General features: G+C 69.0%; 16 protein-coding genes and 2 pseudogenes. 10 read left to right on the top strand and 8 right to left on the bottom strand.

Annotated features, from left to right (window positions below; all coding sequences use genetic code 11):
• Positions 1-65 precede the first annotated feature (65 nt).
• On the top strand, positions 66-614 hold the full coding sequence (locus OOK40_RS25295) for an ImmA/IrrE family metallo-endopeptidase (protein WP_266486184.1): 549 nt from the start codon (positions 66-68) through the stop codon (positions 612-614).
• On the top strand, positions 611-1,843 hold the full coding sequence (locus OOK40_RS25300; RefSeq protein ID WP_266486186.1) for an MAB_1171c family putative transporter: 1,233 nt from the start codon (positions 611-613) through the stop codon (positions 1,841-1,843). Before OOK40_RS25295 ends, OOK40_RS25300 begins: the two co-directional genes overlap by 4 nt.
• Positions 1,844-2,158: 315 nt before the next feature.
• On the opposite strand, the gene OOK40_RS25305 is transcribed toward OOK40_RS25300, so the two are convergent.
• The 4 genes from OOK40_RS25305 to OOK40_RS25320 are packed head-to-tail and all read right to left on the bottom strand — an operon-like array spanning position 2,159 to position 6,576.
• On the bottom strand, positions 2,159-3,178 hold the full coding sequence (locus tag OOK40_RS25305) for a 3-oxoacyl-ACP synthase III family protein (protein ID WP_266486188.1): 1,020 nt from the start codon (positions 3,176-3,178) through the stop codon (positions 2,159-2,161).
• Positions 3,175-3,828 carry an SRPBCC family protein gene (locus tag OOK40_RS25310; RefSeq protein WP_266486190.1) on the bottom strand — a complete coding sequence of 218 codons (654 nt, stop codon included), beginning with the start codon at positions 3,826-3,828 and terminating at the stop codon, positions 3,175-3,177. The genes OOK40_RS25305 and OOK40_RS25310 overlap by 4 nt, the downstream gene beginning before the upstream one ends.
• The gene (locus OOK40_RS25315; protein ID WP_266486193.1) at positions 3,800-5,563 is read right to left on the bottom strand and encodes a thiamine pyrophosphate-binding protein; all 1,764 of its coding nucleotides are present in this window, start codon (positions 5,561-5,563) and stop codon (positions 3,800-3,802) included. Before OOK40_RS25315 ends, OOK40_RS25310 begins: the two co-directional genes overlap by 29 nt.
• Positions 5,560-6,576 carry a GlxA family transcriptional regulator gene (locus OOK40_RS25320; RefSeq protein ID WP_266486196.1) on the bottom strand — a complete coding sequence of 339 codons (1,017 nt, stop codon included), beginning with the start codon at positions 6,574-6,576 and terminating at the stop codon, positions 5,560-5,562. Before OOK40_RS25320 ends, OOK40_RS25315 begins: the two co-directional genes overlap by 4 nt.
• Before the next feature lie 356 nt (positions 6,577-6,932).
• On the opposite strand from OOK40_RS25320, the gene OOK40_RS25325 reads away from it, so the two are divergent.
• Positions 6,933-7,058 carry a hypothetical protein gene (locus OOK40_RS25325; protein WP_266486199.1) on the top strand — a complete coding sequence of 42 codons (126 nt, stop codon included), beginning with the start codon at positions 6,933-6,935 and terminating at the stop codon, positions 7,056-7,058.
• A gap of 542 nt (positions 7,059-7,600) precedes the next feature.
• On the opposite strand, the gene OOK40_RS25330 is transcribed toward OOK40_RS25325, so the two are convergent.
• Positions 7,601-7,987, bottom strand: coding sequence for a cupin domain-containing protein (locus OOK40_RS25330; protein WP_266486202.1), 387 nt, complete (start codon positions 7,985-7,987; stop codon positions 7,601-7,603).
• Positions 7,988-8,110: 123 nt separating this feature from the next.
• On the opposite strand from OOK40_RS25330, the pseudogene OOK40_RS25335 reads away from it, so the two are divergent.
• Positions 8,111-8,307 (top strand): annotated as a pseudogene (locus OOK40_RS25335) (hypothetical protein); the annotation flags it as partial.
• A 117-nt stretch (positions 8,308-8,424) separates the two neighbouring features.
• Positions 8,425-8,658, top strand: a pseudogene (locus OOK40_RS25340) (VOC family protein); the annotation flags it as partial.
• Between the two features lie 34 nt (positions 8,659-8,692).
• Here the strand turns inward: OOK40_RS25340 and OOK40_RS25345 are convergent.
• Positions 8,693-9,124: a nuclear transport factor 2 family protein gene (locus tag OOK40_RS25345; RefSeq protein WP_266486205.1), complete on the bottom strand. Its 432-nt coding sequence runs from the start codon at positions 9,122-9,124 to the stop codon at positions 8,693-8,695.
• Between the two features lie 87 nt (positions 9,125-9,211).
• Here OOK40_RS25345 and OOK40_RS25350 point away from each other — a divergent pair, with 87 nt between their 5' ends.
• The gene (locus tag OOK40_RS25350) at positions 9,212-9,778 is read left to right on the top strand and encodes a PadR family transcriptional regulator (RefSeq protein WP_266486208.1); all 567 of its coding nucleotides are present in this window, start codon (positions 9,212-9,214) and stop codon (positions 9,776-9,778) included.
• Positions 9,765-10,583 (top strand): SGNH/GDSL hydrolase family protein, encoded by an 819-nt coding sequence (locus tag OOK40_RS25355; RefSeq protein ID WP_266486211.1) that lies wholly within the window; start codon positions 9,765-9,767, stop codon positions 10,581-10,583. The genes OOK40_RS25350 and OOK40_RS25355 overlap by 14 nt, the downstream gene beginning before the upstream one ends.
• A 411-nt stretch (positions 10,584-10,994) precedes the next feature.
• On the opposite strand, the gene OOK40_RS25360 is transcribed toward OOK40_RS25355, so the two are convergent.
• Positions 10,995-12,122, bottom strand: coding sequence for an NADH:flavin oxidoreductase (locus OOK40_RS25360; RefSeq protein WP_266486213.1), 1,128 nt, complete (start codon positions 12,120-12,122; stop codon positions 10,995-10,997).
• Between the two features lie 363 nt (positions 12,123-12,485).
• Between OOK40_RS25360 and OOK40_RS25365 the strand changes: the two genes are divergently transcribed.
• The gene (locus tag OOK40_RS25365; RefSeq protein WP_266486215.1) at positions 12,486-12,725 is read left to right on the top strand and encodes a hypothetical protein; all 240 of its coding nucleotides are present in this window, start codon (positions 12,486-12,488) and stop codon (positions 12,723-12,725) included.
• A gap of 137 nt (positions 12,726-12,862) precedes the next feature.
• Here the strand turns inward: OOK40_RS25365 and OOK40_RS25370 are convergent, their stop codons facing one another.
• Positions 12,863-16,666: a WD40 repeat domain-containing protein gene (locus OOK40_RS25370; protein ID WP_266486218.1), complete on the bottom strand. Its 3,804-nt coding sequence runs from the start codon at positions 16,664-16,666 to the stop codon at positions 12,863-12,865.
• 244 nt (positions 16,667-16,910) lie between these two features.
• Here OOK40_RS25370 and OOK40_RS25375 point away from each other — a divergent pair, with 244 nt between their 5' ends.
• Together OOK40_RS25375 and OOK40_RS25380 are read left to right on the top strand one after the other, a co-directional pair.
• A complete protein-coding gene (locus OOK40_RS25375; protein ID WP_266486221.1) occupies positions 16,911-17,525 on the top strand; it encodes a peptidase inhibitor family I36 protein in 615 nt (204 codons plus the stop codon).
• Positions 17,526-17,820: 295 nt separating this feature from the next.
• Positions 17,821-18,567, top strand: coding sequence for a TipAS antibiotic-recognition domain-containing protein (locus OOK40_RS25380; protein ID WP_266486223.1), 747 nt, complete (start codon positions 17,821-17,823; stop codon positions 18,565-18,567).
• Positions 18,568-18,769 lie beyond the last annotated feature (202 nt).

Raw genomic sequence — 18,769 nt, forward strand, 5'->3', positions numbered from 1 at the left:
CATATACTCCCCGTGAGTAGCGGGTCGCCTTCGCGCGATTCGTCGCAGGGGCCCGGGGGGATGCCATGCGCCATGAGGCGTGGTCCGACTTCATCGCACGATGTGCACGGATTCTGAACGGCCTTGAGGGGGCTCAGCCGCCGACCGTCGAAGAACTGTGCCAGGCCATCGCCAGACAGCGAGGCCGTTCGCTGACCCTCTCGCCGCTCCCACGGCACGCCGGCGACTCAGCAGGCGTCTGCGGCCTGTGGGTGGGCCTCAGGGACTCGGACCACATCTTCTACGAGGCATCCACCAGTGGGCTGCATCAGCGGCACATCATCCTTCATGAGCTGGCACACCTCTTGCTGGATCACGGCACCGCAGGTGCCGGCGGGTCCCGGGCGGGCGTGGAATGCCTATTCCCCGGTCTGGATCCCGGGATGGTCAGGCGACTGCTCGCCCGGGGGCGTACGGACTACTCGGAGGCCCAGGAACAGGAGGCCGAGGTGATGGCCACCCTGATCCACAGTCGGATCTCAACGGGCGTGACCGGCACGTCCCGTACCTCGGGAGACACCGCCCACGTACTCTCGCGGCTCGAACGGGTCCTTGGGCCGAAGGCGCGCGCGTGACCGCGATCCGGCCCTTTGACCTGGTGCTGCTCGGCCCGTTGTGGGCCGCCACCCTGTACATGGGCCGCAGGGCCCTCACGGCCGGCCGTCATGCCGGACCGATGAGCGGGATGGTCGCGTTGATCACCTTGGCCATCACCCTCGGGGTGCCAGGAGTGCGCCGGGTGATCGACACGATGACGGGCATGGAGTCCGTCACCAATCTGCTGCTCCATCTCCTGACGCTGTCCGCGATCTCCTGCCTGATCGCATTCGTGCACCAGATCTCCGAGGGGACTTCGGCGGCTGGGCGGGCGGGACGCTGGAGGTGGATCCCTCTTCCTGCCGCAGGGATCCTGCTCTGCTGCGCCTTTCTCCTGAGCCCTCGCCCGGACGGTGACCAACACCTCCTGACGCAGACGCCGTCCGCGGCGGGCATCGCGTACTGGAGCATCTACCTCCTCTACGTCCTCTGGGGAACGACCGCCGCGGGACTGATGTGCCTACGCTACGGACGCCGGGCGGACCCCGGCCCGCTGCGGACATCGCTGCGCATCCTCGGCGCCGCATGCGTCTCCAGCCTGATCTACGCCACTCACCGCGCCGTTCATCTGACGGCTCACGGATCCGGCCACTGGCTGTTCCAGGACACGGTCGCGGTGGCCACGACGCAGGCCCTGCTGGCCACCACCCTGCTTCTCTTCGTTGTCGGTATCGCATGGCCGAGCGCGACCGGACTGATGGAACGCAGTGCGTGCCGCCGTCGGCTGCGCGGTATCCGTCCGCTGTGGCAGGCACTGGGGAAGGCGGTTCCTGAGGTGGTGCTGCCGCTGCCTTCGGAGCTGGAGCGCGATCCGAAGGTGCTCCTGTACCGGCGGATCATCGAGATCAGTGACGGCATGCTCGCACTGCACCCCTATCGCAGCGAAGCCGCCAGAGGTGAGGCGAGCCGCCACCTGGTGTCAGCCGGGCTGACTGGACGACGGCTGGACGCAGCAGCGGAAGCGGTGTGCCTGCGGCACGCCATCGCACGCAAGGACGCGGGCTTCGAGGGGAACGCGCCGGAAGCGGCGACCGGTAGCGGAAACTTCGGCGAGGCTCAGGACGACCTGGAGGCACAGGTCGCATGGTTGGAAGTTGTTTCGCGGCTCTACGGGAGCAGGATCGTGCGCAGGGTGTCCGAGGCGGTGGCGAACAGTCATGCGGACTCGGTGGTGGGGGAGTCGGCGCCGACGGGCGGAGGTCCGTAGGGGCGGTCCGACGGCGGCGCGGGGGCATTGCACTGCAGCACCACGGCCACCAATGAGCCGCGACCACGTCGTCGCCGGGATCGCCGCCGCCCTGCGGGCTGGGGCCGCGGCCGCCTGTGTCGGACCACCGTGAAATCCCTCGCCGCAGGTCTGCGCGCGGGATGCGCCACAACGGCGGCCGAGGGGCATGCAGGTGGCCCAGCGCCCCGGCCGTCCCATCTGCGGGGAGTGCGGCGGCAATCTCTTGGGGGGACCGGGGAAGGCGCAAGCCCGCCCCTGCCGGACGCCGGCCGGTGCAGGACAGGGAGGTCCCGGTCATCCCCGTCCGCTGTGCCAGCGGATGGCGGCGGCACCGGCGAAGTCGCCGGCGTGGGCGAATCCCCCCAGCACCACCAGATCGCCGTCCTTGACGTGCTGTGAGTGGATGGCGCGGTCCAAAGTGATCGGGATCGCTGCTCCGAAAAGATTCCCGCATTGATCGAACGTGTGCAGGTGCCGTTCGGACGGCAGTTGCAGCGCTTCACGCCAGTTCCGCAGGAAGGCTCGGTTGGGCTGGTTGGTGATGAAGACGTCGATCTCGGTGGTGGCCACCCCGAGCCGCCCGCACAGGTCTGTGACGGCCTCCGGTACGAGGCGGTTCCCGCGCGCGAGGACCTTGGCGATGCTCGCTTCGGTGAACCCGATCCGCAGCTGGGATTCCCCGGCCTCCCAGTACTTGCGTCCGTCGTCGAGCATCACGGTCATGTCCCCGGCGTAGTCGCCGATGTGCCGGGTCTCCACGTCCAGCACCGGGGCGCCGGCCGAGGTGGTCACATACCCCACGCCGCAGCCGTCGCCGGGGATCGCGGCCTGGGCGAGCCTGCGAACTTCGGACTGGGTGAAGCACTGGCCGGCGGCGCTCTGCGCGTTGCAGATCAGGGCGGTCCTCGCGTCGGTGGTGGTGAGCAGCCGCCGGGCCAGTTTGAGCATGTAGACGAAGGAGGCGCAGCCGGCGTTGGCCACGTCGATCAGCCATTCCGGGTGGAGGTCAAGACGGCGTGCCACTTCGGTGCCCGCGCCCACGAACGGCAGGTCCGGCAGCTGGCTGTGCACCAACAGCACATCCACGTTACGGATCTCATCTCTGCCGTGCCGCTCGATCAGGGGCTGTACCGCCCGCTCGATCATGTCCGCGTTCGTCTCGTCGGCGGCCACGTGGTGCCGTAAAGGCGGGATCTTGAACATGGGATGGTGGCGTAGTTTGTCCTCGGCTCCGGGGTACTCGGTGTAGAACTCGGCGGGGACCGGTTCGCCGGGAAGGTAGCTTGCGACATCGGTGAGGCTGACCGTATTCAACGGACCACCGCCGTCACAGGCGGCACACTGACGGGCAGGCCGCCGCGGTGGCGGTGCTCGAGGATCGCCCTGAGGTTGTTCATCTCCACGGTGTGGCCCGCGTAGAACAGATCCCAGTAGTCGCCGACCCACGGCCGGTCCGGACGGGGCGACATCTCGGGGTGCGGGTTGTCGTCGTAATACGGGTGGTGGCAGTTGGTCCAGGTGATCACCGACCCCGGCTTGTCGAGCACCAGCCGGGCAGGGACGACGCGCATCAGGTAAATCATCCACAGCTTGTCGCCCTGGTCCCAGGAGCAGTGGTAGTCCACGGTCATGGCCTCGGGGTTGACCACCACCTTGCAGTAGATGCTGGTTTCGCGCTCGAGCCGGTCGTGGCCGACCCACAGCCCCGGGGTGGCCGTGGGCGCGAAGCCTCGCAAGCTGTAGGTCCACTCCTCCAGGTGGTGGCCCTGGCGCAGGTAGTCAAAGGCCTGCTCCGGCGGGCAGTCGACATGCTCCTGGATGGTGCAGTACTGCCCGTAGACCTGGTGATGGGGATAGACCGCGTGCGTGAGGTCCATGCAGTGGGCGGTCATCTCCTCCTTGTCGGTGTTCTCGATCCGCATCAGGCCGGGGATGTCAGCCAACATGGACGGGTCCGCGCTCATCGGAACTCTCCTCGTGTTCGGCGCTTTCGGTGCTTTCGGTGACGGACAGGAAGGGCAGGAACGGCGGGATCTCCCGGGGGTCGCAGTCCAGCGCGATGAACGCCGGACCGCTGCCCGCGTTACTGCGCAGCAGCGCCTGGCGGAGCCGCGCTGCGTCGTTTGCCCAGGTGACCTCAAGGGCCGGGAAGGCGGCGGCCACCCCGGCGGCGATGTCGGTCCGGGCGAACAGGTCGTCGCTGCGGACGCCGCCCTGGAAGAGCTCCTCGCGCAGCGCGCACATGGCGTGGGCGTTGTTGTTGAAGATCACGAAGGTCACGGGTGCGGCGTACTCCACGGCGGTGTGCACTTCCATCCCGTGCATGAAGAACGCTCCGTCGCCGGCGAGTACGTAGGTGCGTCGGCCCGTGGCAAGCGCGGCGCCGATACCCGCTCCGAAGGTGTAGCCCATGCCGCCCATGCCGACCGCCACGACGAAGCGGCCGTGGCGCGGTGCGGGAAGCAGATGGATGGCGCTGGCCCCTGCGTTGCCGGCGTCCACGAACACGTGCGCGTCCTGGGGGAGTGCCGCTTCGACCGCGGCGACCGCCTCGGTGTAAGAGACGTTTCCACCAAGGGCCAGTGGAATGGGAGTTGGCGGAGACATCGGAAAGGGGCCGGTGTGCTCCGGGCAGGGATGCGGGCGCGAGGGGAGCCGGCCGACGACTGCGCGCAGCGCGTCCCGCAGGTTCCCGCCCAACGCGATGCCGGCCACGAACGGTGGTTCGGGATCGATGCAGACGACGGGAGTGGCGGCCAGGGCCTGGTCCAGTCCTCCGCGTGCCAATAACGGCAGCCGCGTGCCGACCAGCATGCACAAGTCGGCCCTGCGCAGGCAGTCTTCGACATTTGCGTGACCCATCACTCCGGCCACACCTGCGAACCGGGGGTCCCGGTTGTCGAACACGTCCTTGGCGTCCGGGGTGACCGCCACCCAGGCCCCGAGCCGCCGGGCGAGCTCCGCCAGCTCCTCGCGCGCATCCGAGGCTGCCACGCCCTCGCCGGCGATGACGAGGACACGGCTCGCCCCGCGCAGCGCGGCCGATGCGGCGTCCCGCGCGTCGGATTCCACGCTTGCGGCCGTGGTGGTCGGCGGCGGCACGACCGGCGTCGGCGTCACTCCGGGCACGGGCACTGTGACCTGTGCCTGTTGCAGGTCCTTGGGCAGCAGCAGCACCGCGGGCCCTTTGGGATCGGCCTGTGCCGCCGCGATCGCCTGGGGCAGCAACTCCGCGAACGAGTCGGCGTCTTCGGCCCGAGCGCAGAACCGCGATACGGGCGTGAACACCTCACGGGCGTCGAACGAGCCTGCCTTGCCGCTGGAGTCCTGGAACGCCCCGCGGCCCTCCTGTGCGGTGGGCGGCTGTCCCACGAGGGCCAGCAGCGGCACGCGGGAGGCGTGAGCCTCCGCCAGACCGGGCACGAGATTCATCGCACCGCCGCCCGAGGTGGCTGCGACTACGCCGAGGCGCCTCGTGGCGCGGGCGTATCCGTCGGCCATGGTGACCGCGGAGAATTCGTGTTTGGCGACGACACCGAAGATGGTGCCCGTGCGGTGGACGGCGTCGTACAGGTCCTCGATGTTGGCTCCGCCAACGCCGAACATGTGGGTGACGCCGGCCCGGACCAACTCTGCCGCCAGGTAGTCGACAAGGCGCACACCGCCTTCCTCGGGCATCTCGCGTGGCATGGCTGTCATACGGAGCTCCTGTCCGCTTGGTCGGGCTGGACGACGAGGCCGGACGGCGAGACGACCTGAAAGCGGTGCCGGTACTGGTTCGGAGTGAGCCCCAGGGCTCGTCCGAAGGAGCGGATGAACGTCTCGGGGGCCGCGAATCCGCAGCGGCGAGCCACCTGGCTCGTCGTCAGATCGGTGGTCTCCAGGAGCTCGCGGGCGCGGGCGATACGCGTCCGCTCGACGTACTGGCCGGGGGTCGTGCCCACCTCGCGCCGGAACACCCGGGCGAAGTTGCGCAGGCTCATATTGGCCTGCTGGGCGATCTCGGCCACGGGTAACGGGTCTTGGAGGTTGTCCAGGATCCACTCCTGTGCGGCCCGGATCGGCGCGTGGTCTGCCAACTGGGCGTCCAGGACCGCACTGAACTGAGCCTGTCCTCCGTGCCGTTTGAGGAACAGCACCAGAAACCGTGCTGTCTCCAGCGCAAGCGCCGCGCCGTGGTCCGCCTCCACCAGAGCGAGGGCCATGTCGATCCCGGTCGACACCCCCGCCGAGGTGACGAACCGGCCGTCCCAGACGAAGATCGGCTCCGGGTCCACGGTCACGTCCGGGTAGCGGCAGGCCATCTCCTCGCAGTACGCCCAATGGGTGGTGGCTCGCCGCCCGTCGAGCAGGCCGGCCTCGGCCAGCAGAAACGATCCGCCACATACGGATGCGACTCTCCGCGACCGGGTGGCTGCCTGTCCGATCCACGCGACCAGCGCCCGGTTCTTCAACGCGTCCCGCAGGCTCCATCCCCCCGGGACGAGGAGGGTGTCGATAGGGCCATGCCCTGCCTCCAGCGGCGCGGCTTCAATCATCACTCCCGAACTGGTGCGCACCAGTGGTGCATCGATGGAGACGAACTCGATCCGGTAAGGGGCACCCGATCTGGGGAGGAGCCGGTTGGCCGTATCGAACACTTCTATGGGTCCGGTGATGTCCAGGGCCTGCGCACCGGAGTACACGACCACCACAACGCGTCGCTGTAACACGGTCACAGCCTGTATCCGACGCCGAACCGGCCGCAATGACAGCTTGTTGACGAATTCGGCCAACGGACAGCCATCGACTGCTGGTTGGCGGCGCTGACCAGGCAGTTCGTGCGCATGACCGGCTGGTGTGGGTGAGGCACGTCACAGGGTCCTTCGTCGCTGCGACGCTCTCATTTCGGGGAGGCGGCCGAGCCGGGCGTATGCGTCGGGCTTGCGGCCGGACCCGTACGGCTGCATGTGCCAACCCGGGTGTGGGGGCTGCAGGTTGTGGGTGTCGGAGAGGTGCTGGGTGTTGGGGAGGACTGGCGCGGCAGTCCGGGGGGCGGGTGGGCCGGCAGGAGTTGGAGAGCTGCCCGGTGAGGGAGTCTGGTGCCCTGCTGGCTGTGTGCGGCGGGGTGTACCGCGCCGTGGGGGAGACCGGCTCCTCCGTGATCATCGGGGCGTTCGCCGGGCTGTACGGCACCTGGCGCATCCGGCGCTGAAAGTTAAAAGAGGCCATTGTCGTTCAGCGTGGGCGCGGCGGAGCACCGGGCAAAGCTGAGAGCGGCGCGGTCCCGTCCGCATCTTCCCCACTGCGGGCTAGTCGCGCTCCTGCCTTCAGGTCCCGGCCGGTGACGTCCCGACGGGCGTGTCCTCGGCGGGCGGGCCGCCGCGTCGCCGGATCACCTGGCTCAGCCTCGCAACAGCGACCGTCACTCCGACGCCTGCGGGTATGACCGGCCAGAACGCGGGGCGGTTCCCGAAGGCCGCGCACACGATGGTGCAGCCATGCACGCCTCGCCTCGGGCGGTTGCTGGAAGGACCTTGGACGCGAGGTCCAACGAAGCACTTCATGCAACGAGCAAGCACGGCGAACCAAGTGTTCTGGCGGTAGTTCATCTCGACGGCCCGATCACCCGCCCCGGCCCGCCCTCGCCGAGGTCGTCAAGATCGAGCCACGCGGCACCGGGTCTGCGGCCTGCTGCCGCAGCTCGGTGATCAGCTTGCCGAACTGACGCGGGTTCAGCTCGGTGAACGGTCTGCCTCAGCCCGGAGTCGGTCCGTCGACGTTGAACGTGGACTTCCCGGTCCCGGCTCTCACGACGATGATGTCGGCGACCTCCGCGGAGGGGTTGCTCTCTCGGTGCACGGCGCCCTTCGGTACGTAGATGAAGTCGCCGGGGCCAGCTTCCACCGTATTCGAGCCGTCCGGGCCGAACTCCATCTTCAGCGCCCCGGTCAGGACGTAGATCACTGATTCGCACTCGCCGTGGTGGTGCCAGCCGGAGACCATCCCGGCTTCCGTGCGGACGTATCCCGACCACGTTCCCTCGGTGGCGAAAGCCTCTTGCCGGTCCATCCCCGGAGTGCGGGGCCCCGGCTTTCTGTCACGGGGAGTGACGACCAGAACCTGATCTCGCTGAGGGTCCATGACGACTCCTTCCGCTCGGGCCTTCGAGCCCTGGTCCGGACTCGACGCCGTGCTACGTGGGTGGCCGCTTCCCACTCGAAGCCTAGCCGGGATCACGGTCCGTCCCCGCCCTGCTGGTCGCAGCAGGTTGTCGCGAGCGCACTGTGGGCCAATCTGCACGGCATCGCCCAGCTGGGGGATGGGGCAGCCTCCAGCTCGCGACTGGCACCGACGACGTCGAACCGCTGCTGCGTACGGTCCTGGAAGCCCATCTCGGTCCGGACGTCCTGCCGATGGCGGAGCTCCGACCGCTCGCCGGGCTCGGCCCACGGCAACGGTGACAGGTCATCAACTTCGTGCTCTACGACGGTTGCCCTGCAGGAGCGGGCTCGACCGCGAGGGTGGGGAGGCCACGGACGTCGCCGAACGCGACCACCTGGTCCGTAAGAACAGTCGTGGACCGCGTGGTGGGGCTCGAGGTCGTCCGGGCGGAGATCGCGATGGTGAAGACCCCGGACGGCCACGGACGGCTCGAGCTGACGAAGTTCCACACCCCGGCCGTCGTCGCTGGACTGCGAGCCCTCGGCGCGGAGTTCGTTGGCGACGTGGAGCGCTACGACGACAGCTATCGGCTCTGCTGCGTTCGCCGCCCGGAGGGGATCATCGTCGAGCCGGCGGAGCAGATCCGCTGAGGGCTCGGCCCGGCCCTCCCGCCTCGTGGCATCTCTAGCGGTCGGCGGGCTCGGGGACGAGGCCGTCGGCGACCAGGCCCGCGAGTACCGCTTGCCCCAGGGCCTGCGCGGCGGAGTGGGGTCGAACCATCACGGTGAACTCCTTGATCCGGCCCGTCTCGTCGAACTGGAGCAGGTCGATGCCGTGGATCTGCTTACCGCGCACGGTGGCCCGGAAGAGCAGGATCGCCGACGGAGCATCTTCGCCGTCGGCACTGGTCTCGGCCGTGCCCTCGAAGTGTCCGATGTAGCGGAAGTCCTCGAAAGTGCGCAGCAGGACGCCGAAGAGTCCCAGCACCAGGGGCTTGCCCTCGAAGGGGGTGAACTTCACGGGGCTGTAGAGGCGGATGTCCTCGGTGAACAGGTTGTCCAGTGCGGCGAGTTCGCCCTTCTCCACTGCAGCGCGGAAGCGCTCAGCAGTCTCCATGAATTCTCCTTATATGCAAGAATGTGATTAATCATTTTCTTGAGTATGATGCAGTGGCGGACGAGGAAAGGGAAGGGGGCTGCTTCGATGGCCTTGAGACATGCCGTGCTGGCGGCGCTCCTGGACGGCGAGTACAGCGGATACCAGCTGGCCAAGGCGTTCGACATCGGCGTCGCGAACTTTTGGCACGCCCTGCCCCAGCAGCTCTACGCCGAGCTGACCAAGCTGGAGAAGGAAGGGCTGGTCACAGGGCGGGAGGTGGTTCAGGAGACCCGACCCAACAAGCGTCTGTTCCGGGTCACCGACGCCGGGCGCGCCGAGCTGGGGAAGTTCGCGGCAGCCGTATCGAAGCCCTCGTTCATCCGCGACGATCTGCTCGTCAAGGTCCAGGTCGCTGACCGCATCGGCACCGCGGCGGTGATCGAACAGCTCGAAGAGCGGGCGTCGGCAGCTGAAGCCAAGATCGAGCTTCTCGGCGAGCTGCTGCGGCGGATGCGCGGCGATGCGGACGAGGAGGAGTTCCTACGCCGAGGCGAGCGGATCGGGCCGTACCTGACCTGCCTGCGCGGCCTGGCCTTTGAGCAGGAGCACCGGGACTGGTGCCGGCGGATCGCAGCCGTCCTCAAGGAAAGGACCACTCATGCCGCGCGGTGAATACCTGCGCTATGTCGCCCTGGGTGACAGCCAGACCGAAGGGCTCGGAGACGGCGACGACACCGCCGGCCTGCGGGGCTGGGCCGATCGGCTCGCCGAGCACCTCGCGGCCGTAAATCCCGGGCTCCGGTACGCCAATCTGGCCGTGAGAGGACGCGTCGCCGACCAGGTCCGCGCCGAGCAGTTGGGGCCCGCCCTGGCCCTGCGCCCCGACCTGGCCACCGTCGTCGCCGGGGTCAACGACCTGCTCCGGCCCCGGTTTGACGCCGCAGAGGTGGCCGGGCACCTGGAGGAGATGTTCGCGGCGCTCACGGCCGCCGGAGCCCACGTGGTCACCCTCACCTTTCCCGACGTGGGGAAGATCGCGCCCCTTGCCCGGCCGATCAGGTCGCGCGTGTTCGACCTCAATGCCCGCATCCGCGCCGCGGCCGACCGTCACAACGTCACGGTTGCCGAAACCGCCCGGCACGCCGTCGCCGCCGACCCACGGCTGTGGAGCGGGGACCGACTCCACGCCAGCCCCCTCGGCCATGAGCGGATCGCCGCGGCCGTCGCGCACGCGATCCACCTGCCCGGAAGCGACGATGCCTGGACGCTCCCCCTGCCGCCACGGGCAGTGCCCGCTCGCCGGCAAGCGGTAGCAGCTGAACTGCGCTGGGCGGCCGCATTCCTCGGCCCCTGGCTCGGACGCCGACTGCGCGGCCAGTCCTCCGGCGACGGCCGCACCGCAAAGCGCCCCCAGCTCCTGCCCCTCAGCGCCACGCCCGACTCCCCGGCCGACACCGGTCAATGGGAATCTTCGTAGGGAAAGCATCGGCCCCCGTGGCGTAACTTCTCTCGAATTGCCCGGCGTTGTGCAGTGGGCCGGAGTGGGCACGTTCACGCGTACGCGGCTGGGCTTTTCCGCGGCAGTGGCAAGATTTTCGTAGCCGGAGACCATCCTGCGGGACGGCCGTCGGCTGGTCCGCGTATCGGCGGTCCATAACGCTCGCACTCCCGGCGGACTGTCGCAGCCGGGGTAGGACCGCCGCATCGCTGCGGCGGTCCTACCGGGGAGCCGTACGAGCGCGTCGGCTGCGCATTCGGCTCAAGCCGCCCGAAGGTCGCACCGGTCAGGTGAACCCGCTTGGCCTTGTCGTCGCCGGCAGCGGATGCGCCGTCCGCGTCGTGCCCGCGGCCGTGTCGTCTCACCAACCCAATTGCCCGGGTAATACACCTAGTTCAGCGTCTTCAGCGCCGCCGCGTCGTACGGCTTCAGCTCCTCGAACCGGTCCCCGAGGACCTTCGCCGCCCACTCCGGGTCCTGGAGCAGGGCGCGGCCGACGGCGACCATATCGAATTCGTCGCGCTCCAGGCGGTCGAGGAGGTTGTCGATGCCCCGGACCGGGGCGCCCTCGCCCGCGAACGCGCGGATGAAGTCGCCGTCGAGGCTGACCGAGCCGACGGTGATGGTGGGCCTGCCGGTGAGCTTCTTGGTCCAGCCCGCGAGGTTCAGGTCCGAGCCCTCGAACTCCGGGAGCCAGTAGCGGCGGGTGGAGGCGTGGAAGGCGTCGACGCCGGCCGCCGCCAGCGGGGTCAGGATCGCCTCCAGCTCCTCCGGGTCCTCGGCGAGCCTCGCGTCGTAAGCCTCCTGCTTCCACTGCGAGTAGCGGAAGATCACCGGGAAGTCGGGCGAGACGGTCTCGCGGACGGCAGCCACGATCTCGGCCGCGAACTTCGTACGGGCCACGGGGTCGCCGCCGTAGGCATCGGTGCGGCGGTTCGTCCCCGCCCACAGGAACTGGTCGAGGAGATAGCCGTGGGCGCCGTGCAGTTCTACGCCGTCGAAGCCGATGCGCTCGGCGTCCGCGGCGGCTTCGGCGAAGGCGCCGATGACGTCGTCCAGGTCGCCCTTGGACATCGCCTTGCCAGCGCGCTCGGTGCCGTCAACGCGGATGCCGGAGGGACCGACGGCGGGGGCATCGGCGTAGGGCGGGTCGCCCTGCTTGCGCACCATGCCGATGTGCCACAGCTGCGGCACAATCGTGCCGCCCGCCGCATGAACGGCCTCGGCGACCTTGGCCCACCCCGCCAGCTGCTCCTCACCGTGGAACCGCGGCACGCGGTCACTCTGCCCGGCCGAGTCGTGGCCGACGTAGGTCCCTTCGGTGACGATCAGGCCCACGCCCGCGGCGGCGCGACGGGCGTAGTACGACCGCACGTCCTCACCGGGGACGCCGCCCGGGGAGAACATGCGCGTCATCGGCGCCATCACGATGCGGTTCGGGACGGTCAGGCCGTTCAGCGCGACGGGCCGGGACAGGATCTCGGCCGCGCGGGAGGCGGAGGACGCGGTGGCGCTCACGGGGGTGCTCCTTGAGGTACCAGATGGTATGTGCATATGCATTGAATGCGTGCTGGTATCAACCGCCCCGGATGGTCACTACATTCCGCTCGTCCCGCGAGCCGCCTGTGATCCCGGACACTCGTCGAGCCGGGGGCTGTCAGTGCTTCCGCGGCCAACGGAGCATCAGCCTGAGCCATCAACGCCCAGGTGCGGCTTGAGGCCGAAGGTCCGCCAGGTCCGGGGTTCCGTCGACTGGGACAGCCCGGTCTGCCGGGCCACCCCCGCGTCGACCAGTGCGTCGCGCACGATGACGGTGGGCGACCCGATGCGCCCTTTGGGCAGTGGTGCTCTCCTCGCCCAGATCGAGGCGTTCCGCGAGGCATGCCCCGGATCAGGCCACAGCCGAGGAACTGGTCGCCCCCGCTCGACGAGCTTCTCGCCCGGCCGCTGGAGCGGATCGGGGGACCGGAACGTCGGATGGTCGCCGACGCCGACGACATCGGCGCGTTCTGGCGGTCCGTCGACGGCACGATCGACATCTACGACGATGCGCGTCGGCTGCTGGTCGTCGGGGAGAGCGAAGCGCTGTACATCGTCTTCACAGGGAACCTGGGGGCCTGACATGCGATGTCCGCAGAGCGCGCGCCCGGCCTAGTCGTCGGTGGCGGGAGACAGGCGGGCCAGGAAGGAGCGATCCCCGATCACGCAGCGGGCCGTGCCCGTGCCCGAGCCCACGGGTTTCCGTCTCACTAGGGGAACTATTCCTGGGCTGAGCCCTCCCGCAGACGTGCCGCGCAGTGCGGGTCGTATGGGGCGGACGGAAGGTAGGCCGCCCATTCCCCGCGGGTGAGATTGCGGCCGGTCGTCGCGCAGATGTGCGCCCGGGCCGTGTTCATGTCCAGCGACCAGCGGATGATCCGGGTGTCCTCTCCGCCGGAGAGGAGCGCACCCTCCGGGGTGAAGGCGAGGCTGCGGATTCTCGCGGTATGGCCGGTGAGTGTGGCGACGCGGCGCCGGGTGGCGACGTCCCAGACGATGACCGTGTGGTCGTCGCCGGCGGAGGCGAGCATGCGGCCGTCGCGGCTGAAGGCGAGAACCTGGACAGGGGCGGTGTGTTCGTGGAGCACGGCAATCTGCTGATGGGTCGCGGCATTCCACAACTTGATCGTGCGGCTGTCGCCCGCCGTGGCGAGCAGCGTGCCGTCGGGGCTGATGGCGAGATCCTGAATCGTGCCCTGATGCGTGTCGGTCCTGTTGAGATACTTGCCCGTCGTGACCTCCCACTCGTTGAGGACGCCGCCTTGATTGGACGTCACGAGGCGCCGGCCGTCCGGGGTGAAGACCAATGACGTGGCGAATCGGGTGGCGGAGTCCTTGAGGGTCAGCGGGGACGGCGACGTCACATCGTGAACGTCCCAGACATACGCGCCGAGCGTGGCGGCCGCGAGGAAGCGGCCGCTGGAACCGAAGGCGATATCGGTCGAGGCGCCAAGTCCCGTTGTGGGGAAAGGCCCCGTCACGCGCTGGCGGCGTCGTACGTCCCACAGAGTGACGGTGTTGTTCCGGGTCACCGCGGCAAGCAGCCGCCCGTCCGGGCTGAAGGCGACCGACTGGACGCGGTCGGAGTGCCCGGCGAGCGCCGCGACCTCGTGCCCTTGGTCGTCCCAGAGCCGCACCGTTCCATCGCTGTCGGCAGATGCGATCACGGTGCCGTCGGGACTGACCTTGATGTCGTTCACCTGCGCGTCGAATCCGCTGAACGGCGGGTGCCGGAGGTCGTGCAGCACGATGCTGCCGTTGAATCCGGCGGAGGCGAGCAGCGCTCCATCCTGGCTGAGGGCCACCGAGGCTGTTTCCGTGCGGCCCCGGTCCCCGAACGTCTGGACAGGTTGGCGACCGCGGAGGTCCCACAGGGTGACCGCGCCGTTCTCGTCGGCCACCGCGATACGGTCGCCGACAGGGGCGGAAGTGCTCCAACCGTAGGAGCCCTGCAGGGGGAGTGACGGAAGCACAACGGGCCGGTCGCCGGCGAGGTCCCACAGGTGGACTCCTCCGTCGTCCGCGGCTCCTGCCAGGATGGACCCGGAAGTCCCGAAGACTACCGAAGCGACGTGCTCAGCCGGCAGCTCGGCGAGCACTTCGCCACTGGCCACGTTCCAGACGATTGGATGCCCTGTTCCGTCCGCCGAAACCAGCAGCCTGCTGTCGCGGCTGAACGTCAGGGAACGGACTGCGCGTCCGTGACCTCGCAAGAGACGGCGCGAGCCGGTGGAGACATCGCGTACGGCGATGTCGCCGTGGGCGCCGACACTGACGGCGATCATCCTGCCGTCGGGACTGAAGGCCATGCCCAAACCCGCCTGCTGCTCGGTCATTGAGGTCACCAGCCGATGCGTGCGGGCATCCCACACGGCGATCGTCCCGGTGGTCCCGCTGAAGGTACTTGCGGCGAGGCGTGTCCCGTCAGCGCTGAAAGCCACCTGCATGGCCCGGTCGGCGTGGCCGGTCAGGGACGTGATCCGAGTGCGCCGCTCCGGATCCCAGAGGCTGACCGTCCCGTCACGGGCGGCTGAGGCCAGCAGCAGATGGTCAGGGCTGAACGCCAGGGAGTAGACAGCCTGGCCGCCGACGTTCAGCTCGCTGCGCCGCTGCGCCGCCGCAGCGCTCAGGACGCCGCCCCGGGTTTCGGCGTCGGAGTGCAGATGATCCGCCTCCACGGCCAGCAGCCCGGCCAGGTCGGGGTCGGTGGCGAGCAGGGAGCGAGCTTGCAGGGACAGCTGATCGGAGAGGGCGACGAGTTCCTGCCGTTGGGCGTCCTGGCGCTGTCGTACGGCGATGCCGCCGCCGAGAAGGGCAAGGAGCAGCAGGACCGACATGGCGGCCACGAGGCGCTTCAGCAGGCGTGCACGGCGCCGTGCGCTGTCACGTGCGGACTCTTCCGCAGCAGTGCCGGCGTTCAGGAACGAGCTCTCGAGCTGGTTCAACTCGTCGGGATGGTCCTCGGCCCAGGAGCGGGCGACTGCCAACTGGGTGCCGCGGTACAGGGCCCCGGCGTCACGCTCCAGTAACTCCCAGGTGTGGGAGGCGTCGGTGAGCCGCCGGTGGACCAACAGGCTCCCGCGATCGTCGGTGAGCCAGCGATGCAGCCGGGGCCAGGCACGGATCAGTGCCTCATGGGCCACCTGGACCCTGTACTCGTCCAGGACGACAAGGCGCGCTTCTGCCAGGCGGTTGAGGACGTCGGAAACGACCGGCTCGTCGGCGATGCCGTCGAGTTCGCTGCGGGCTATGGGCCGCCGGGTGTCATCGGTGCCGTCTCCCAGCGCGGTGAGCCTGAGAAAGATCTTGCGTGCGGCCTGCCGCTGCGCGGGCGGCAGTTCCCCGTGCACGCGCTCGGCGGTCTGCGCCACGGCACCCCGCACGCCGCCGCTGGCGTGGTAGTCCACCAGCCGCAAAACGGATCCTTCACGACGGTTCCAGACCTCCCTCAGGACGTGGGCGAGGAGCGGCAGGGCGCCGGGCTGATCGGCTGCCTCGGCCGACACCGTGGCCACCAGGTCGGCATCCACGCTCACGCCCGTGCGCACGGCCGGCTCAATGATGATGTCGCGCAGCCCTTGGCAGGCCGGAGGGCCGATGGGCAACTGGACACCCTGGCGCAGCGCAGCCACCAGCTCCGGATGCGAGGAGCAGTGGGAATAGAAGTCGGCCCGTACGGCGATGACGGTCCGGATCCGGTGATCGGGAGTGCGGGCCAGATCGGCTATGGCGCTAAGGAAGGCATGTCGTTCGGCTGCGTCGATGCAGAGGGTGAAGACTTCCTCGAACTGGTCCACCACGAGCACGACCCTGGTCCGGTCCGGTTGTCCGGCGAGCCAGGTTCTCAGGGAGACCTCCAGAGCCTGCTGGTCGTCGGCGAACTGACGGCGCGCGGAGCCGGAGCCGATGCCGGTGAGCGAGGCCACTGCCACGGCGAGTTCGGTCAGCGGGTGCGCCCCGGCGGTCAACAGCAGGGGGTGCATATCCGGCGACAACGCGGGCAGCAAACCGGCCCGCAGCAGGGAGGACTTGCCACTGCCCGATGCGCCGAACACGGCCAGGAGTCCGGCGCGTGCCGTCTGTTCAATCTGTTCGAGCAGATCCTTCACGAGATCATCGCGGCCGAAGAACATCTCGGCGTCCTCGGTGCCGAAAGCCGCGAGCCCCGGGTATGGACACTTCGAGCCCTGTTCGCCCAGGAAATGACCGTCCGCAGACTGCGCCAGCTCCGATGACGCCGCGCGCCACCTCGCCTCCCACTGAGCCGCATTCCCGCCGCAGGCTTCGACGTAGGCGAGAGTGACCTCCAGCGTCGGAAACCGGTCGCCCTTGGCGGCCTCCGCCAGTGTGCTCGCGGAGTAGTGAGCCGTCTTCGCCAGCGAGCGGTAACTGGGCGCCCCGGCCTTCTCCCGCAAGTGCCGCAGTTCGAACGCCAGCCGCTGCACCGGACCCGCCTCGGGATCCACCGGCCGCTGCGGCCTGCCCGCGCGTGATCTTCGCCGTGACTCGTCCGTACCTGCCACACCGCCACCTCCGGCCGAATCCCCCCGGGCACGTGTGCCGGGCAACGCCCCCACATTGTTCGCATTGTCTGTCCGATGTCACCTGCGGTTTCGGACAATTCCCAGCCGTCCCACAGTCAACCGACATGGCAGGCCGTCACCGTGAACACGGGGTCCCTGAGCCGGCGTGCCGCAGCCGAACCACCCACAACAGCGCGGTGACCGCCCCACGGCGGTCACCCCTCGGAAGATGAGGATCGGTACTGTGATCAGATTCAGCATCCGGACCAAAGCAGCACGGATATTCGCCGCTTGTACGGTGGCCGCCGCGGCAGTCATCGCGGGAGCGGGAGCGACCGCCCAGGCCGCTCCGCAGCCAGCCACCGAACGAGGTTCGAAAGCCGGCCACGGGGTGGTCGCTTCGCTGCGCGGAGAGCGGGTCGACCTGTCAAAGGGCTGGCAGGGCGCGAAGGCGTGCGTCGTCCTCACCCACACCGACGTCCGCTGTTACGCCTCCTACGCTGAGGCGAACGCGGCCTCACCGGCGAACAGCCACTCCTCCCAGACCCAGGCGGCGACCCCCAACCGTGTGCTCGGCACCGCCAACTGCCCCAGCGGCTGGGTGTGCATCTACGAACACGGCAACTTCGACGGCCGCCGACTGCAGTTCAGCGATGAGTACTGGATGAGCCTGGCCCCGTACGGGTTCGAAAGGATGACCTCGTCCTGGCACAACAACCAGGACTGCGCCTGGTGGCAGGGCAAGAGCGACGCGGGCACCCTGGGCAACGGTTCCGGCTGGAACCTGGGCATGCCGGCCTGCTCCAGGGCCACGTCCATCGGCTCCTACAACGACGTGGCGGTTGACATCCACGGCTGACCCAGTGGCTGCCTGACACGCGACAATGACGGCCCGCATGGCCCGCTGTGGCCCTACGGGCCGTCATTGCTCCGCCGGGCATCCAGGTGGCCGACCGTTCTCAGCGTCCGGGTGCCGGGGGAAGGCAGCCTCCACTGCCTCGGCAAGGTCATCCGCAGCGGTGCAGGCGGCCCGGACCGGTGGCGGGGCTGGCAGGCCGCCGCCCTCGCTGACCAGCGGGCTGCACCAGCCGCCGAGGGGCGAGTTCGGATCGCCGGTTGACCTTTACGTAGCGTCAACTTCTACCGTTGACGTCATGGAGTGGTCGATCCAGGACATCGCGCGGCGCGCCGGTACCACGAGCCGGACGCTGCGGCACTACGGCGAACTCGGGCTGCTCGTTCCGAGCCGTGTCGGAAGCAACGGCTACCGCTACTACGGCCAGGACGAGCTCGTGCGCCTGCAGCGCATTCTGCTGCTGCGCCAGCTCGGGCTCTCTCTGCCCGCAATCGCCGAGGTCCTTGCGGGGCAGCAGGAGACAGCCGCCGCCCTGCGGACGCACCTGGAGCTGCTGGAACACGAGCGCGCGCGCATCGGCCGGCAGATCGCCGCAGTGCGGACCACCCTCGACAAGACGAGGCGAGGAGAGCAGCTCATGCCCGAGGAAGTGCTGGACGGCTTCGATCACACCCAGTACGAGCAGGAGGTCACCGAGCGCTGGGGCCGGGACGCCTACGTGAACGGCGACAACTGGTGGCGGTCCCTCACGGACGAAGAGAAGCGGGACTTCAAGGAGCGCCAGGCGGCGATCTCGACGGACTTCGTCACCGCCTTTGAATCCGGGAAGGCCGCGGACGACGACGAGGTGCAGGACATCGCCCGGCGCCACTGTGCGTGGCTGTCCGGACCGGTGCGTGTCAGTCGCTCGTACGTCATTGGGCTGGGTGAACTCTATGTCGCCGATCCCCGGTTCACCGCCGTGTACGACCAGCACGCCGAGGGAGCCGCCGTGTTTGTCCGCGACGCTCTCAAGGTCTACGCGGAGCGGCATCTGACCGACTGACGAGTCGGCGCTCCTCGCCGCGTCTGAGCGCCCAGCAGTGTGTCTGTGGCACACCGCAGCGACACGACTGCCCGTCCTGGGGCGAGTGGTGAGGGCTGCCAGGGACGTGCCGACCGTCCGGCCCGAAGACGGTACCGATGGCCGGCTCAGGCGCCGCCAACTCCCACCACACCATCCGGACTGGCGCGTTGCACTGCTATCT

Source organism: Streptomyces sp. NBC_01481 (assembly GCF_026339995.1).
Taxonomy (GTDB): Bacteria; Actinomycetota; Actinomycetes; order Streptomycetales; family Streptomycetaceae; genus Streptomyces.